This is a genomic window from Bacillus tuaregi, from assembly GCF_900104575.1.
GTDB classification, from domain to species: domain Bacteria; phylum Bacillota; class Bacilli; order Bacillales; family Cytobacillaceae; genus Bacillus_BD; species Bacillus_BD tuaregi.
Genome location: NZ_LT629730.1, coordinates 302,087 through 319,328 on the forward strand (window position 1 = coordinate 302,087; position 17,242 = coordinate 319,328).

Annotated in this window: 19 protein-coding genes and 1 pseudogene; 13 read left to right on the plus strand and 7 right to left on the minus strand. The window is 38.4% G+C overall.

What is annotated here, in order from left to right; genetic code table 11:
- The first annotated feature begins 46 nt into the window (after positions 1-46).
- The 6 genes from BQ5321_RS02045 to BQ5321_RS02070 all read left to right on the plus strand — a co-directional run bounded on the left by BQ5321_RS02045 (position 47) and on the right by BQ5321_RS02070 (position 5,882).
- Positions 47-1,687 (plus strand): PTS transporter subunit IIBC, encoded by a 1,641-nt coding sequence (locus tag BQ5321_RS02045; RefSeq protein WP_071392958.1) that lies wholly within the window; start codon positions 47-49, stop codon positions 1,685-1,687.
- A gap of 2 nt (positions 1,688-1,689) precedes the next feature.
- The gene (locus BQ5321_RS02050; protein ID WP_071392959.1) at positions 1,690-2,475 is read left to right on the plus strand and encodes an endonuclease/exonuclease/phosphatase family protein; all 786 of its coding nucleotides are present in this window, start codon (positions 1,690-1,692) and stop codon (positions 2,473-2,475) included.
- A gap of 71 nt (positions 2,476-2,546) precedes the next feature.
- Positions 2,547-3,038: a PTS sugar transporter subunit IIA gene (locus tag BQ5321_RS02055; protein WP_071392960.1), complete on the plus strand. Its 492-nt coding sequence runs from the start codon at positions 2,547-2,549 to the stop codon at positions 3,036-3,038.
- 108 nt (positions 3,039-3,146) lie between these two features.
- The gene (locus BQ5321_RS02060; protein ID WP_071392961.1) at positions 3,147-4,175 is read left to right on the plus strand and encodes a LacI family DNA-binding transcriptional regulator; all 1,029 of its coding nucleotides are present in this window, start codon (positions 3,147-3,149) and stop codon (positions 4,173-4,175) included.
- Between the two features lie 105 nt (positions 4,176-4,280).
- Positions 4,281-5,234, plus strand: coding sequence for an ROK family glucokinase (locus BQ5321_RS02065; RefSeq protein WP_071392962.1), 954 nt, complete (start codon positions 4,281-4,283; stop codon positions 5,232-5,234).
- 342 nt (positions 5,235-5,576) lie between these two features.
- Positions 5,577-5,882 carry a hypothetical protein gene (locus BQ5321_RS02070; RefSeq protein WP_071392963.1) on the plus strand — a complete coding sequence of 102 codons (306 nt, stop codon included), beginning with the start codon at positions 5,577-5,579 and terminating at the stop codon, positions 5,880-5,882.
- A 124-nt stretch (positions 5,883-6,006) separates the two neighbouring features.
- On the opposite strand, the gene BQ5321_RS02075 is transcribed toward BQ5321_RS02070, so the two are convergent.
- A complete protein-coding gene (locus BQ5321_RS02075; protein WP_071392964.1) occupies positions 6,007-6,495 on the minus strand; it encodes a hypothetical protein in 489 nt (162 codons plus the stop codon).
- Positions 6,496-6,576: 81 nt separating this feature from the next.
- Positions 6,577-6,738, minus strand: a complete 162-nt coding sequence (locus tag BQ5321_RS23580; protein WP_084786605.1) for a YvrJ family protein — start codon at positions 6,736-6,738, stop codon at positions 6,577-6,579.
- A gap of 187 nt (positions 6,739-6,925) precedes the next feature.
- On the opposite strand from BQ5321_RS23580, the gene BQ5321_RS02080 reads away from it, so the two are divergent.
- Genes BQ5321_RS02080 through BQ5321_RS02095 form a run of 4 tightly spaced genes read left to right on the plus strand, consistent with a single transcriptional unit; the run spans position 6,926 to position 8,488 of the window.
- Positions 6,926-7,120, plus strand: a complete 195-nt coding sequence (locus BQ5321_RS02080) for a hypothetical protein (protein WP_071392965.1) — start codon at positions 6,926-6,928, stop codon at positions 7,118-7,120.
- A 17-nt stretch (positions 7,121-7,137) separates the two neighbouring features.
- Positions 7,138-7,485 (plus strand): sigma factor-like helix-turn-helix DNA-binding protein, encoded by a 348-nt coding sequence (locus tag BQ5321_RS02085; protein WP_071392966.1) that lies wholly within the window; start codon positions 7,138-7,140, stop codon positions 7,483-7,485.
- 11 nt (positions 7,486-7,496) lie between these two features.
- Positions 7,497-7,760 carry a hypothetical protein gene (locus BQ5321_RS02090; RefSeq protein WP_071392967.1) on the plus strand — a complete coding sequence of 88 codons (264 nt, stop codon included), beginning with the start codon at positions 7,497-7,499 and terminating at the stop codon, positions 7,758-7,760.
- Positions 7,761-7,762: 2 nt separating this feature from the next.
- Entirely contained in the window at positions 7,763-8,488 is a 726-nt protein-coding gene (locus BQ5321_RS02095) for a ZIP family metal transporter (protein ID WP_071392968.1), read from the plus strand.
- Between the two features lie 312 nt (positions 8,489-8,800).
- On the opposite strand, the gene BQ5321_RS02100 is transcribed toward BQ5321_RS02095, so the two are convergent.
- Entirely contained in the window at positions 8,801-9,376 is a 576-nt protein-coding gene (locus BQ5321_RS02100; RefSeq protein WP_071392969.1) for a recombinase family protein, read from the minus strand.
- 147 nt (positions 9,377-9,523) lie between these two features.
- On the opposite strand from BQ5321_RS02100, the pseudogene BQ5321_RS02105 reads away from it, so the two are divergent.
- Positions 9,524-12,491: pseudogene (locus BQ5321_RS02105) on the plus strand (Tn3 family transposase).
- A 115-nt stretch (positions 12,492-12,606) separates the two neighbouring features.
- On the opposite strand, the gene proC reads toward BQ5321_RS02105, so the two are convergent.
- A complete protein-coding gene (proC, locus tag BQ5321_RS02110) occupies positions 12,607-13,407 on the minus strand; it encodes a pyrroline-5-carboxylate reductase (protein WP_071393039.1) in 801 nt (266 codons plus the stop codon).
- Positions 13,408-13,516: 109 nt separating this feature from the next.
- Positions 13,517-14,146 (minus strand): GyrI-like domain-containing protein, encoded by a 630-nt coding sequence (locus BQ5321_RS02115; protein ID WP_315970071.1) that lies wholly within the window; start codon positions 14,144-14,146, stop codon positions 13,517-13,519.
- A 450-nt stretch (positions 14,147-14,596) separates the two neighbouring features.
- On the opposite strand from BQ5321_RS02115, the gene BQ5321_RS02120 reads away from it, so the two are divergent.
- Positions 14,597-14,782: an aspartyl-phosphate phosphatase Spo0E family protein gene (locus tag BQ5321_RS02120; protein ID WP_071392971.1), complete on the plus strand. Its 186-nt coding sequence runs from the start codon at positions 14,597-14,599 to the stop codon at positions 14,780-14,782.
- Positions 14,783-14,835: 53 nt separating this feature from the next.
- Here BQ5321_RS02120 and BQ5321_RS02125 read toward each other — a convergent pair whose 3' ends face one another.
- Together BQ5321_RS02125 and BQ5321_RS02130 are read right to left on the minus strand one after the other, a co-directional pair.
- Positions 14,836-15,678, minus strand: a complete 843-nt coding sequence (locus BQ5321_RS02125) for an aldo/keto reductase (RefSeq protein ID WP_071392972.1) — start codon at positions 15,676-15,678, stop codon at positions 14,836-14,838.
- Between the two features lie 211 nt (positions 15,679-15,889).
- Positions 15,890-16,072 (minus strand): hypothetical protein, encoded by a 183-nt coding sequence (locus BQ5321_RS02130; RefSeq protein WP_071392973.1) that lies wholly within the window; start codon positions 16,070-16,072, stop codon positions 15,890-15,892.
- Between the two features lie 320 nt (positions 16,073-16,392).
- Between BQ5321_RS02130 and BQ5321_RS02135 the strand changes: the two genes are divergently transcribed.
- Positions 16,393-16,971, plus strand: a complete 579-nt coding sequence (locus tag BQ5321_RS02135) for a hypothetical protein (protein WP_071392974.1) — start codon at positions 16,393-16,395, stop codon at positions 16,969-16,971.
- Positions 16,972-17,242: the final 271 nt, after the last annotated feature.

Consider the following 17,242-nt stretch of genomic DNA (forward strand, 5'->3'; position numbering starts at 1 on the left):
ACGATTGCACTAACCGGGCGTTTAGTTGAAGAAGGGACTGAAAAGAATGAAACTAAAATCCTTTGATTTTTGGCAAAAGTTTGGAAAAGCTTTACTAGTTGTTGTAGCTGTTATGCCCGCAGCCGGAATTATGATTTCACTTGGAAAATTAGTAGGGATGTTCAGTGTAGATATCGCCTTACTAAAAACGATTGCGATTGTAATGGAAGAAATCGGCTGGGGGATTATTGGAAATCTTCATGTCCTGTTCGCCGTTGCCATTGGTGGTTCGTGGGCGAAGGAGCGGGCCGGCGGAGCCTTTGCTGCTTTAATAGCTTTTATTCTTATAAACCGAATCACAGGTGCTATCTTTGGTGTAAACGGTACCATGCTGTCAGACCCAGAAGCGACCGTTGCTTCCTTATTTGGCAGTGAATTAGTTGTTTCAGATTATTTCGTATCCATACTTGGTGCGCCTGCACTAAATATGGGTGTGTTTGTTGGAATTATCTCCGGTTTCCTAGGAGCCACATTATTTAATAAGTACTATAATTTTGATAAGCTTCCACAGTCCCTTGCGTTCTTTAACGGAAAAAGATTTGTTCCTTTCGTTGTGATTGCAGGCTCTGTTATTACTGCACTTATTCTTTCACTAGTATGGCCATTCATTCAAGGCTTGCTAAATGATTTTGGACGCTGGATTGCTTCATCACGTGATACGGCTCCAGTTATCGCTCCATTTATTTTTGGTTCATTAGAGCGCTTATTGCTGCCATTTGGCCTGCATCATATGCTGACCGTGCCAATGAACTATACCGAGCTTGGTGGAACCTATACGATATTAACAGGTTCAAGTGCTGGAACGGTCGTGGCTGGTCAGGACCCACTTTGGCTTGCCTGGATTGCTGATTTAAATAATATGTTAGCAGCTGGAGACACAGCTGGATATAAAGCGTTATTAGAGGATGTAGTACCTGCCCGTTTTAAAGTTGGACAAATGATTCTTTCCTGTGCGTCCTTAATCGGGATTGCGATTGCGATGTACCGTAATGTCGATAAGGACAAGCGTGCAAAGTATAAGTCTATGTTCTTTTCTGCAGGACTAGCTGTATTTTTAACAGGTGTTACAGAGCCAATTGAATTTATGTTTATGTTTGTTGCACCCGTGCTATATGTTGTTTATGCGATTATGACTGGACTTGCCTTTGCGGTTGTCGATTTAGTTCATATCCGAATTCATTCCTTTGGCTTTATTGAATTTTTAACAAGAACACCAATGATCTTAAAGGCAGGCCTCTGGTTAGACCTTGTGTACTTTGTTGTTGCTTGCTTGATTTTCTTTGCTTTAAACTATACCGTTGCTAATTTTATCATTAAAAAATTAAAATACGCGACACCAGGACGTTTAGGTAACTATATTGAAGACGAGACAGGACAAGCAGGGAAGATGAGTTCAAATGAACAAGACGGCTCTCTTGCAACCGCAATTATTGGATTACTTGGCGGAAAAGAAAATATTGAAGAAGTGGATGCATGCATGACTCGCCTACGTGTTACCATTAAGAATGTTAACCTTGTTGCAGCAGAGCAAGAGTGGAAGTTGCATGGTGCATTAGGCTTGATTATTAAAGGGAAGGGTGTTCAAGCCATTTATGGTCCGAAAGCGGACGTGCTGAAGTCAGATATTCAAGACCGTATAGGGGCGTAATGATGAAGCTTTTAACGTTAAATTGTCATTCCTGGATGGAAGAGAATCAGCTGGAGAAAATAACGACATTAGCCGAAACGATTAAGGAAAAATCCTATGATGTGATTGCCCTGCAGGAGGTGAATCAGTCCATCGATGCCGAAATCATCGAGGGACACATTAAAAAGGATAATTTTGCCCTCGTTCTTCTTGAGGAATTAAAGCAGCTAGGTGTAAATGACTATCAATTTACCTGGGATTTCTCTCATATTGGGTATGATATTTATGAAGAAGGAGTCGCTTTCTTAACGAAGCATTCAATTGAGGAGACAAATGCTTTTTTCGTTTCTGAGTCTGACGATACGAATGATTGGAAGACAAGGAAAGTAATCCGGATAAAGCTTACCATTGACAATGAATCGATGTCCTTTTATTCCTGCCATCTTGGCTGGTGGGTCGATGAAGCGGACCCATTTAAGAACCAATTCGACAGGCTCTATCGCATCGCAGTAAAGGACGAGAAATTTTTCCTAATGGGTGACTTTAATAATCCTGCCGAAATAAGAGAAAAAGGCTATGATTATATCATGAGTTATGGACTTCATGATACGTACGCTTTGGCAAACAAGAGGGATAGCGGGATAACCGTGGCAGGCAATATTGCAGGCTGGGACCAGAATAAGCAGGATTTACGAATCGATTATATTTTTTCTAGTACTCCAGTTGAAGTAAAGGAATCGACTGTTATTTTTAATGGGAAAAATAAACCGGTTATTTCTGACCATTTCGGAGTGGAAATCACGATATAATATAGCTGAAGACCTTCGTCACGGGGGTCTTCCTGCCCGTTTATTACAGAAGTAAAGGAGTGTTTGGAGATATGTTTAAATCATTGTTTAAGAAAAAAGTAGAGCCGGAGCAGGTGATGGCTCCTTTAACTGGAAAAACAGTTACGCTTGAAGACGTGCCCGATCCGGTCTTTTCACAAAAAATGATGGGAGACGGAATGGCCATTATTCCTGCAGATAAGCAGGTGTATGCACCGGTTGATGGAGAGATTGTCAATGTATTTGCGACCAAGCATGCCATCACAATGCGTACGAAGGCTGGGGCAGAAATTCTGATTCATATGGGATTAGAGACAGTTGAATTAAAGGGTGAAGGATTTAATATCTTAGTTCAGGATGGTACGAAGGTGACAAAGGGTCAGCCGATTGCCGAATTTGATATTGAAAAAGTTTCAAGCCTTGGCAAAGAAATCATTACGCCAATCATCCTTTTAAACGGAGAAGAATTTAAGTTAGAAAATAAACTTACAAGTGCAACCACAACGGGTGGAAAAGATATTATAATGGAAATATCCAAAGCATAGGCGTACTACATAAAGCTGTGTCATACATTCGCCAGGGCTAAGCAGCTGCAGGAGCTTGTGCATGTGAGGCGCAGCTTTTTTAGAAATGTAATAAGGGGGGTGAAGTGCTTGGTCATTACGATTAAAGATGTGGCAAAGGCTGCCAATGTGACACCCTCAACGGTATCAAGGGTGATTGCGGATAACCCAAGAATCAGCACAAAGACGAAGAAAAAGGTCCGTCAGGTAATGGAGGAGCTGGGCTATCAGCCCAATTACAAGGCGCGTAATTTAGCAAGCCGCACGACACAAACGATTGGACTGGTTATGCCGAACTCAACCGATAAGGTCTTTCAGAATCCCTTTTTCCCTGAAGTGATTCGTGGAATTAGCAAAATGGCTCATATGAAGGAATATGCGATTCTGTTTTCAACGGGTGAAATGGAGGATGAAATTTATGACGGCGTTGTTCGGATGGTGCAAAGCGGCCGTGTGGATGGCGTCATCCTGCTATACTCACGTATGAATGACAAGGTGATGGCCTTTTTAGAGGAAAAGGAATTCCCTTATACAGTCATCGGAAAGCCTCCTTATGCTGCAGAGAAAATCTCGCATGTCGATAACGATAACTTTAGTGCAGCAAAGGAAGTAACAGAATACCTGCTACAGCTGGGGCATCGAAAAATTGCCTTTGTTGGTGGAAATACCTCCTTAATGGTGACACAGGAACGACAGCGAGGCTATGAAACCGCACTGCAGGAGGCCGGGATGGTCATTTGTGACCAGTATCTTGTGCACGAGGACTTCTTAATCGAGGGCGGCAAGCAGGCAATTTCTGAGCTGCTGGCACTGAAGGAAAAGCCAACGGCCCTTGTCGTGGTGGATGATTTGATGGCTTTTGGCATCATTAATACATTGGAGAAAATGGGCCTTCGTGTCCCAGACGATATGTCCATCGTGAGCTTTAATAATCTATTATTTTCCGAGCTTTCACAGCCTCCCTTAACAACGGTGGATATCAAGATTTTCGATTTAGGCTATCACGCAGCAAAAAGCTTAATTGAAATGATTACCCATCCGGATGAGCCTGCGAAAAGAATCATCGTGCCGTACCATATGACAGAGCGGAGCTCATGTAAAAACATAGGAAACCAATAATGCCGCCACACCTTTGGCGGCTTTGTTTTTAGAGGCTTAAGCTGCCTCGAATGGAATGGAATGAAAGAACAGAACGACCTATAACGAAAGAAAGAGGAAATGATTATGGAAGAAAAATGGCTAGTTGGTGTTGATTTAGGCGGGACGACGATTAAAATGGCCTTTATAAGCCAGGCTGGAGAAATCCTGCACAGCTGGGAAATCCCCACAGATAGAAGAGAAAAGGGGAAAGATATTCCTCTATCCATCGCAAGATCAATTGATCAGAAGCTTGATGAATTAAAGAAATCCAAAATCCAGATAGCCGGGATTGGGATTGGCGCACCGGGTCCGGTCAACGAGGATGGCTCGCTTGAGGTGGCAATCAATCTTGGATGGAGGAACTTCCCTTTACAGGAAATACTCGAGCGTGAAACGTCCCTGCCTGTGACGGTAGAAAATGATGCCAATGTTGCGGCCCTCGGTGAAATGTGGAAGGGGGCCGGTCACGGAGCGAAAAACATGCTGTGTGTCACATTAGGTACAGGCGTTGGCGGTGGAATTATTGTCAACGGTGAGATTGTTCATGGGGCGAATGGAGCTGGTGGAGAAATCGGCCATGTTACCTCGGTACCAGTTGGAGGGGCACCTTGTAATTGCGGTAAAAATGGTTGCTTAGAGACCATCGCCTCTGCAACCGGAATTGTCCGTCTGGCGCGTGAGGAGCTTTCTTCCAGTGTGGAAGAAAGTCAATTAAGAGCCCATGAGGAGATATCAGCTAAATTAGTGTTGGATGCGGCAAAGGAAGGAGATTCGCTGGCTAACCGAGTCATCGAGCAGGTTGCTTTTCACTTAGGCTTAGCTCTAGCTAATCTAGCTAATGGACTCAACCCTGAAAAAATTGTAATTGGTGGCGGTGTCTCAAAGGCGGGAGATACCCTGCTACAGCCCGTAAGAGCCATCTTCACACCCTTTGCCTTTCCAAGAGTCGCCCAAGCTGCAGAAATCGTCCCAGCAACCCTAGGCAACCAAGCAGGCGTTATTGGTGCCGCCTGGCTAGCAAAGCAAAAACTGATATAAAAAAGCAGGAGACCCCTGCTTTTTTCTGTAGAAGCAGAGGAATACTTTCTCTGCTTTTTTCTATATGATAGCAAAGGGGTAGCGTCAGGAAAATGCGGATTTACAACGTTAAGGAAATCTCTATTAATAAAAAATCTAATTTCTCGGTGTTTTAAGTGGAAAATTAGGCTTTAAAACATTAATAAAATGGTAATCTGGTATAAAAGGAAGTTCAACTAACCTAGAATTCTGTAGGTCCACTATTTTTTAAAAACATTTATTATTTTTGATTGATAAATAAATTAATATTACCTCTTTATATAGTGAATGCCGGTATTCAACGAATAAGAGGAGGTAATAAAAATGGCTATTGCACCATGTCCAGTTTATGGAAAACACAGAATGTATTCAATGGGACCTACAGTTGTATGGGATCTATCAGGAAATGTAATACGAGAACTATCAGGTTGGTACAAATGTGCATGTAACGAACGTTTTATTTGCGGAGGCTATCCTCATTTTGGAGGCTCTATCTATAATTATGTTACAGAAGGAGCAATTAAGGGGATTATCACTACTGGTGGGGTGACAGGATATACCGTAGATAAATCATTAATGCGTTATACTACTTCAAAAACTCTTGATGGCTATACTTTTTTAGCTCAGTAAATACTCCTAAAATACAATACATTTAATCAAAAAAGAAGGGATGCTTCCATTAATTGGAACATCCCTTCCCTTGTTTTGGCAGTAAAGAGAAAATAGTTACTAATAGCTCCTAAAGATAACTATTTTAAAACACATCATTCCCGATTTTTACTTTTTCCTCCCAGTCACGAATAATCATTAATTGGCCTTCTTCTCTTTTAATAGTCATTTCACCTTTTTTTGATATTTTTTCTGAACCTCCATTTGTTGGATCTTGTAATTCGATAATTAGGTTGTATTCATAATCTACGGAATCCTTATTTTTCTCTACTTTTTCTAATGTAATGTCTTGGACTTGGATGACTTTATTTAATTTTTTCGCCATAAATGGAGAGATATCAAAAATCCGATTGGAATTTAGTTGATCAAAAGCTTCCCTAGAAAGATAGGTTTTACTTTTGTCGGCAATTTCTTGGCTATTAGGAATGCTCGTTAAATCATCAATATTGTATTGAGTTTCTTTGTATTCCAAGAGAAACTTTTTGACTTCTTCTTCACTTATTTCTTGTTTATTGCAGCCCACTAACAACAGAAATAATGAAAAAAATAAACCTAAAACAATTAAACGCTTCATCTTTCTATCTCCCTTCAAATTATTACATAAGAAATAAAAGTAATCTTTTCCATTAAGAAAATTCAGTAACTTTCTATTTTACTACTCTTTTTCTTCAATTTTCCTCGTTATTTCAATTAATTTGTCAATGGTCTCTGTCAAAATATCAATTTTTTTTTCGAATCTCATTAATAAATAAAACGTTACTAAAACCGGAAATCCTACATTACCAATAGCTTCTAACCATATGTTTAGTTCACCCATTTTCCTTTTCCCCCCAAAATAGAAATTCTTATTATTACTTAAAGAGATAAAGGAAAGGATTTATTAAATCATATCACGATAGTTTCAAAAAGTGATAAAATATTATTATAAATAGAACACTTGTTCTTTTTTGATTGATTATTTGCCTCTTTACTCCACTTTATTAAATACAAGGAGGGACTTTCATATGAACATACCAAAACAAAGAGTAGATTTATATTTTATCACTCGAAAAAAGGCATTTAAACAACCCATTATTATTGAATTTTTTAAAAGGGAAACAAACCGAGAGTTGCTTGAAAGAATTATCAAAGAACCGACTTTAGATAATACCCAAAGATTAGACTCGGAATTCCGACTTTTTTATAAAAAGCCAAAATAACCAAGTATATTAGTTCATTGATTTATTTTTATTCTATTGATTTTGATAAAAAGTTAAGAAAGAACCGAGAACGTAATTTATTAATTATTGATTATTTACCAGAAAAAGGAAATTCCGATAACAACATACCTATTTCTATTGGTTCACTTAAAGAACAAATTGAGAATTCTGCTTTGTATTTGGCTTTAGATGAACTCTCGAATAAACAAGTAAAAATACTTGAATTGTTTTATGTTTATAATTTTACAAATAAAGAAATTGCTGATTATTTTCATGATTCTCCACAAAATACCTCGAATCTTCACAAGAAAGCTTTAAAAAAATTAAAATCAGCCTTACTCTCCAGAAAAGATACTATTTGCTAGGAGGATGTCTAATGAGATTACATAAAGGTTTTTCTTTTTTAAATAAAAAGGATCAAAATTCGGATATGGATATAGATGAGTTAATTTCTAATTTTCAACCTAAAATTAAAGCAAGTCTTCGACATACTGCTTCTCAAGAAAGAGAAGACTTAGAGCAGGAAATTACCATAAAAATTATTGAAAAGATGGAGACAATACAAAATTTGGAGGCACCCGGATTTTGGGATTTTTTAGAGAAAATACAAAACCAAAAGTCTGGACGTAAAGGAGAGTAAACATGTTAAACCAAGCATTCTATCTATATCTTTCTTTATCATTGATTGCTAATTTATTAGGTGGGTTCATCCTTTTTTTAAAAAAGGATTGGTCGGTTCGAAAATTGAGTGGCTTTTTATCTTTAAGTTCTGGGATTTTATTATCGATTACAATTTTTGAACTTATTCCTGAAACTATCCAATTAAGCCATTTTAGTTCCCTTTTTATTTGTATTGGGTTCTTATTTCTTTTTCTGATTCAAAAAGTTTTGTCAAAGAGACGTTTTTATCAAAATGAAAAGGTGGCCGTTTTTTTAAGTTCACTTTTAGGAATCTTTATTCATTCTTTATTTGAGGGAATGATTATATTTAGTAGTTTTCTCTTGAATCAATATGTGGGTTCGTTAATTCTTCTAGGGTCCATGATTCATAAATTTCTGGACGGCTTTTTAGTATACTTTATGACATTTTATTTTTATCAGGATAAAAAAAAGGCGTTACTATCCGTTCTTTTCCTTATTTTAGCCACTTTATTTGGAACGAATATTGCCTTGTTTTTCTCAGAATCCATCCTTTTGAATGAAAGTACCATTTATGCTTTTGCTTTATCTATAACCTCTGGAATTTTTTTATACATACCTATTGTGGATTTAATTCCTAAAACCAACTTAGATCAAAACCACTTTAATAGATTATTCTTATTCATAGGAATCTGTATTATTCCCTTGTTGAATATATGGTTTCATTAGTTATACCGAGACTATATTTCCTATAATACTTATACTCATTAATATCAAGTGCAGCATAATTTAACTGTTCTAAGTTAAAGACCAAAGAAAACCGTTGAATATTGGCTAGCAAAGCAGTTTTTATTCCATTTCCTATTCTCACATGTCTACATTACCATATATCATTAATAACATTAAATCCGTATCGTTTTTGCATCCTGCGAATAAGCAAGTACTTAAGAAAAAATAGAATAAATTTATGGGAGTTTAAGAACATTCATTTCAAAAAAATATTCCACTATTTTGCCATATAATTAATAGGAATAATTAGGACTACTTGTTTTCTTTTGATAGCTTTCTATATAATGAAGCTCTAGAGACATTTGTAATTTCGCAAATTTGATTTACAGTCATATTTCCTTCCTTATATAATTTTATTGCATAATTCATTCCTGCATGATCTTTATGATATTTTTTTAACCTACCTTTAAACTTTCCTTCTTTCTTAGCCAATTCAATCCCTTCACGCTGCCGCATACGTATAAGATCCCGTTCAAGTTGGTTAACACCAGCCATTACCGTAATTAAGAATTGGCTATATGGATTATCATCTGATAAATCGAGCCATGTATCTTTTAATGATTTTAAACTTGCCTTTTTACCTCGTATGCTATCGATCAATTCAAATAGATCTTGTGTACTACGAGTGATTCGAGTTAAGTCTGTCACATAAATAATGTCATTTTCTTGTAAATCCCCTAACATTTTTTGAAGTTGCTCGCGATTCTTTGTTGCCCCGGAAATTTTCTCTTCATAAATAATATCCATTCCAATCTCGTTCAATTGCTGAAATTGCCTTGAAGGATTTTGGCTAGATGAACTGACACGTATATAACCGATTTTTCGCAAAATATCACCTCATTTTTGAGACAAGTCTTATGAGACACTTTTAACTATGATTTTATCAGTCTACTACACTTGTATCAATAGAGTACACTCTATTGATATATAATTGAAGTAATAAATTACAAAAATACAGAAATGGGATGATACTGAATGACAATTGCGAGAGGTAGGGAATTGCTTACACCCGAACAGAGACATGCTCTTATGCAAATTCCTGAAGATGATTGGGTGCTAGGAACCTACTACACATTTTCCAAACGAGATTTTGAAATTATAAATAAACGAAGAAGAGAAGAAAACCGGTTAGGGTTCGCCGTTCAATTAGCTGTTCTTCAGTATCCCGGTTGGCCGTACACACATATCAAAAACATCCCAGATTTGGTCATACATTATATATCAAAACAAATCGGTGCCAGTCCATCTTCACTTAGTCTTTATCCTCAAAGAGAAAATACACTTTGGGATCATTTGAAAGAAATTCGAAGTGAATACGATTTTGTAACCTTTACCCTAAAAGAATACCGAATGACATTTAAGCATCTTCATCAATTAGCTTTGGAAAATGGTGATGCCATTCATCTACTGCATGAATGTATCGACTTTCTAAGAAAAAACAAAATCATTCTACCTGCTATCACTACACTTGAGAGAATGGTGTGGGAGGCAAGAGGAATGGCCGAAAAGAAGCTATATAATATAGTTAGTCAATCCCTAACAAATGAGCAAAAAGAAAACTTGAAGAGATCATTACTTCGCAGCATTCATCCGAATCCAACAAAACGATATTGGGTTGGTTAAAGGAACCACCAGGGCATCCTTCACCCGAAACATTTCTAAAAGTAATAGAACGACTCGAATACATACGGGGAATAGAATTAGAGAGGGTAAAAATTAGTCATCTGCATCGCAATCGCCTGTTACAGCTATCTCGTTTAGGTTCAAGATATGAGCCTTATGCATTTCGTGATTTTCAAGAAAATAAACGATATTCAATATTAACCGTCTATTTATTACATCTTACTCAGGAGTTAACGGATAAAGCTTTTGAAATTCATGACAGACAAATACTTAGTCTGTTATCAAAAGGCCGCAAGGCTCAGGAGGAAATTCAGAAACAAAACGGTAAAAAGCTGAATGAGAAAGTTATACACTTTACGAACATCGGACAAGCTTTAATCAAAGCAAAACAGGAAAAATTAGACGTTTTTGAGGTTTTAGAATCTGTTATTGAATGGAATTCTTTTGTCACTTCGGTGGAAGAAGCCCAAGAGCTTGCACGTCCTGCCGACTATGATTATTTAGACTTACTGCAAAAACGATTTTATTCACTTAGAAAATATACACCAACACTATTAAGGGTATTGGTATTTCATTCTACAAAGGCAAATGAGTTACTTTTACAAGCTGTAGAGATTATCCGAGGAATGAACGAATCTGGAAAGCGAAAAGTGCCTGATGACTCACCTATTGATTTTATTTCAAAACGCTGGAAAAAGCAATTATATGAAGATGATGGTACAACAATCAATCGTCATTACTATGAAATGGCTGTTTTAACAGAACTCCGGGAGCATGTTCGGGCAGGAGATATTTCCATTGTTGGCAGCAGACAGTATAGAGATTTTGAGGAATATTTGTTTTCAGAAGATACATGGAACCAAACGAAGGAGAATACGAGATTGTCAGTTAGTTTATTATTCGAAGATTATATGACCGAGAGAACCAACAGCCTTAACGAAAGGTTAAGGTGGATAGCTGCCAATTCCAACAAGTTAGACGGGGTTTCCCTTGAAAAAGGAAAGCTGTCACTTGCACGCTTAGAAAAAGATGTTCCAGAAGAAGCAAAAAAGTTTAGTGCGAGCCTTTATCAAATGCTGCCAAGAATAAAATTAACTGATTTACTCATGGATGTTGCACATATAACAGGATTTCATGAGCAATTCACTCATGCTTCCAATAATCGAAAACCAGATAAAGAAGAAACAATCATTATCATGGCTGCCCTTTTAGGAATGGGAATGAATATTGGCTTGAACAAGATGGCTGAAGCAACACCCGGACTTACATATAAACAATTAGCCAATGTATCTCAATGGCGTATGTATGAAGATGCCATGAATAAAGCCCAAGCTGTATTAGTAAATTTTCATCACAAATTACAATTATCTTCCTATTGGGGAGACGGTACAACATCCTCGTCAGATGGTATGAGAATGCAGCTGGGTGTTTCGTCACTACATGCAGATTCAAACCCACATTACGGAACTGGAAAAGGAGCCACCATCTATCGATTTACGAGTGATCAATTCTCTTCTTACTACACAAAGATTATTCATACAAATTCAAGGGATGCAATTCACGTTTTGGATGGTTTATTACATCATGAGACGGATCTAAACATAGAAGAGCATTATACAGACACAGCCGGTTACACAGATCAAATCTTCGGACTGACTCATTTATTAGGGTTTAAATTTGCTCCAAGAATAAGAGATTTATCGGACTCAAAATTATTTACAATAGATAAAGCAAGTGAGTATCCAAAACTAGAAGCAATTTTACGTGGACAAATAAATACAAAAGTCATTGGAGAAAATTATGAGGACGTTTTACGATTAGCCCATTCAATAAGAGAAGGAACAGTCTCAGCATCCCTTATTATGGGGAAATTAGGTTCTTACGCAAGACAGAACAGCTTAGCTACAGCCTTACGCGAAATGGGGCGAATAGAAAAAACAATCTTTATTCTTAATTATATTTCAGATGAATCACTAAGAAGAAAAATACACAAAGAGGATTGAATAAAGGAGAAGCCATGAATGGGCTAGCAAGGGCTATTTTCTTCGGAAAACAAGGAGAGCTTAGGGAACGAACCATACAGCATCAGCTTCAAAGGGCCAGTGCTTTAAACATAATTATCAATGCCATTAGTATCTGGAATACCTTACATCTAACAAAAGCAGTCGAATATCAAAAACAGTCTGGTAGTTTTAATGAGGAATTATTGCACCATATGTCGCCTCTAGGTTGGGAACATATTAATTTGCTAGGAGAATACCATTTTAATTCTGATAAAATGGTCTCTTTAGATTCTTTAAGACCATTGAAACTTTCTTAACGTTGTTAAAAATGGGGGAATCGTCTTGAAAATGGGCTTAGCGTTGTAAATCCGCATTTTCCTGACGGTACCCCTCTGCTTCTTTCTATATGATAGCAAAGAAATGGCCCTCTGCTTACAACGCTCTACTCTTTTCAGTCGCTGCTACGACAGCATTCATCACCGCTGCACGGAAGCGGTCGTTTTCTAGGCTCTTCACACCCGCGATGGTTGTTCCGCCTGGTGAAGAAACCATGTCCTTTAGCTCACCCGGGTGTTTGCCTGTTTCGAGTACGACTTTCGCAGAGCCCAAGACGGTTTGCGCGGCAAATTTATAGGCGTTGGCTCGTGACATTCCTTCTGCGACTGCACCGTCTGCCAAGGCCTCAATAAACATATAGACAAATGCGGGACCTGATCCACTTAAGCCCGTGACCACATCCATTAAATAGTCGCTGACAATTTCAGCCTCGCCAAAGCTGTTGAAAATCTTGAGAAGCTCTTCCTGGTCGGCCTTTGTCACATAGGAATTGCAGGATAAGGCAGACATTCCCTCACCCACTAATGCCGGTGTATTTGGCATGACACGAACGATTTTCGTTTTTTCAGGGACGTTGGCACTTAAGCGCTCAAGCGTCACACCGGCAGCGATGGAGACGATTAGCTTATCCTCTGAAACTTCACCTTTAATCGTGTTGAGCACATCAGCAACCATATTTGGCTTAACGGCCAGAATCACGATATCTGCTTTTTCCATAACCTCTTTTTCATTGGAAGCGGTGGTTACTCCGAGCTCGGTTTGCACGGCATCTAATGAAGGAAGGTATACATCATAGACGACGATTTCCTGCGGAGCAGCAATCCCTGCCTTTACAATTCCGCCCATCATCGCCTTTCCCATATTCCCTGCCCCAACAAATCCAATTGTCTTACCCATATCTACACCTTGCTTTCTTTTAATAAAAATAAACCTACAATAAATATACCCTTTTCTAACTTCTGAATATAGAATTTTTTTTTCAATTTTGAAGCAGAGTGATTTGATTTCACGCTTCAATTACTTTAAATCTCAAAACCGTCTTCAGTTTATCCGGCGCCGTTCTTCTCGGGTCAGAAAGATAGATTTCTTTATGGGTTTTCTCCGCTCTTTTTAGGTTATTTTGGGCACAGTATTCCTCCATCAATTTGAAGGTTTTGGGTTCGTCATCAAAGCTTCCAACGTGCAATGCCTGGACACATAAACCTTCCGAGATCGTCTCAAATCGAACCATATCTATAAGAGGAATCGTCTTTTTTTGCTTTACACTTTCAACAGCATATTGAAACAGCTCTTCTGTCACAAATTCAGGCTGTCTGATCATGAGCTTGTATGTTAAATGGTCCTTGTTTAAATCAGCTAATTTCCTTCCCTCTTCATCTAAATCCCAATGCCCTTCTAAAGGGAAAACGGTGTATTCAAAATACCCTTCTGGGGTGATTCCTTTTTTAGGCATCATTCTAATGGCATATGACAATGTGTAAAGGACTTCAATATGCTCTTGAAATGGTTCACTGTTTGGATTTCCTCTGCCCTCTATGGTAAAATAATTCATTTTCGGAACGACCATTTTAGTTGGTTTTTTAGTCGGTAAATAGAGCTGTTTCGCTTGCTTTCTCCATTCATACTTACTCATCATTTATCATCCTTTTTATTTAGGTTTTACTTCATTCAACAGAAATCCTCCACTTCTACAAGTGGGGAATGAAGGCAAATGGTCCTTCGATTCAGTGGGGGTACAAACCCCGGCTGAATGAAGTTAAGCCTCCGGCGGATATCTCGGATTTTTTAAAGGTAGTTTACCCGAGCGAGCTCAGGTAATCCGGACGCAAATTCGACGGGCGAATTTGATAATATTCAAAAATATTTCAGAATCTTCTTTGTTTATCTGTGGATTTTTAATCTATTAAGTGATTAAATAGTACTTATATACTATATATAGCAATTTCTGTAAACGAGCAATATATACTGGCTAGTTCACAGAAAATTACCAGTTATTTAAGCTTATAGTTGTGAGGTTAGTCACTGTTTAAAGCTGGGATTTTTTATAAAATGCTATTATATTCTGAAAAAAAAGGGGGTCATTGTTATGTTCTTAAAAATCAAAAATGATGAAAAGAATGACCTGTTGAAAACTATTACAACTGTACGCGAAGAAATGATCCGAACTGGTATGAAAGAGGGGCTTACCAGTTTAAATACTATCACACTAAGTCAACGACTTGATGAATATATCGCAAGGTATCAAGCAATTCTGATAAATGAAATCGCTTAACAAACAAAGCGCATCACTAAAAATTAGTGATGCGCTTTGTTTTGGCTTATTCTCTAAAATTCCTCATAAACCGCCGGATCTTGGTTATTAATTCGACCATCTGGACGCGTTAATCCAGAGATAAGGCTCATTTCGGTTTGATCCAATTCAAAATCAAAGATTGAAATGTTTTCAAGCTGGCGTTCAGGTGAAGCAGATTTTGGAATAGAAATGGCGCCTAGCTGATAATGCCATCGTAATACAATCTGTGGAATGGTTTTATTGTGACGATTGGCAATCTCCTGAATCGAATCAACGTGAATATCGCGAATACCACGTGTCAGCGGACTCCAGGATTCAATCGCAATGTTATTCTCTTGATGCCATTTTCTTGCTTCTAGTTGATTGAAGAACGGATGTAATTCGATCTGGTTGACACTAGGCTTCACACCCGTTTCTTTGACTAAACGGTCGATATGATCCGGTAAGAAGTTGCACACACCGATAGAGCGAATAAGGCCCCACTTTTTCGCATCAATTAAGGCCTGCCATGCTTCTACATATGTATCAACTTGTGGATTTGGCCAGTGAATCAAATATAAGTCATAATAATCTAGGTTCGCACGGTATAAGGATTCTTGAATGGTCGTGACGGCTTTGTCATATTCTTGATATCGTCCAGGCAATTTAGAGGTAATTAGCAGGTCCTGACGCGGAACCGAGCTACGACGAACAGCTTCTCCGACCGTTCCCTCGTTTTCATAATTGTAGGCAGAATCAATCAAACGATAGCCGGAATCAATCGCCGTCAGCATGGAGTTAACCCCTGCATTTCCCTTAAGCAAATAAGTACCAAGGCCAACGACAGGCAAATGAAGACCGTCGTTAAGTGTTATTTCTGGAATAGATAAAACCATCAACAGTTCACTCCTTTCAGTTATAGTAATAGATTACCATATGGAGTGATTGTTTGAGTAATATTTGGCCTTAGCACATAGCCAAGGTCTAAGGGCAAATGTCGTTTAATATGGAAGAAGTGGGACAGTCCTCAATGATGCCAAAGTGATAATAGATGTATATTGATAGTCTCCTCAGAATTTCATTAAGAACCGCCCCACTGCTTCTAAACTATCCTTTGATATAAAGCACCACAATCAATACAAGGATGAATCCAATGAATAAGAAGGGACCGACGCCTGAGCTGTAAACGAAATATATTTTGAGGTTTTGCATGACCTCGACAACGATGTAGATGAGGATGAAAATGCCCAGAAGCTGAATGAGCTGCAGGTGCTTGTTTTTTCGTTTCACTGCTATCCGCTCCTTTTGGAAGCTAAAGACAGATTCTCAGAGGATACAGCAGCCATGGTCGTGACAGATTTTTTTTACCGTCCATTTAACACTAAATTATGTTAACCGTAACTTGTATTATTCGTAAAAATAGGAATCTCTTTAAAGGTAGTTTACCCGAGCGAGCTCAGGTAATGATTCATGTAAAAACGATATTCCAGAATATATCATTGACGATAGAAATAGCTGAAATATATGATAGAGTGAGCGGAGGAAAGGTTTCGTTGCTTCTGGTAAACGGATGCAGCAACATCGTCCCCGTGATTAAGGAGGAGTTCCAATTGAAATTAAAGGGTAAGATCATTGCGGTAGTAAGTGTAGCGCTTCTAGCTAGTGTGGCTATTCTTGCTATTAACTATAACGGGAAAGTAGAAGAGCAAAATACAGTAGCGAAAAATGAAATCAAGCAGAAGGAAGCGGAACAGAAAGTGAAAGAGGATACAGAAGAAACAGACAAGGAATCCTCAACAAATAGCGAGGATTCCACGTTGGAAGGCAGCAACTCAAATGCGGCTACTAACGTGGGAGCTGCTGTTGAAGTTCCCGGAGCAGGAGAGGCTGTTGGTGATGAAGCGGCAGCATCGGACAATTCAGGAGGTAGTCCTTCTACAGCACCTGCTGAGACATCCCCTGCTGAGACATCCCCTGCTACACAGCCAGCTAACGGAGGTTTACATTTTGCCACAAGAGAGGAAGCGATTGCTTTCGGGTTCAGCCGTTTTTCAGCGGAAGAAATTGAAATCTATAATCGCGCATCTGCAAACGGCTTAACACCTGAACAGGAGGCGCTTGCCATTCAAATGGCATACTCACGCTTTACACCAGAGGAAATTGCCGCTCTCGAAGAGGCCTTGAAATAAATAGAATCAAAGGGACGGTATTCGTGCTTCTATTGAAGCACCAGTACCGTCCCTTTGTGCTATTCAGCAAAAGACAGGTACTAGACCTTTGTCGTATTTTTAAAAAGAATGTCTATCGTATAGAGGAAAACATGGTTAGTTATCGAATATTTAAAATTATAAATATAATGGTTGGTTTGAATAAAGGCTGGGGTTATATGTTTGAAGGTAGGAGGGGATTTGAGTTAGGATTTCTCTGTAGGGAGGATACTGCTGTTGTTTGACTGATAAA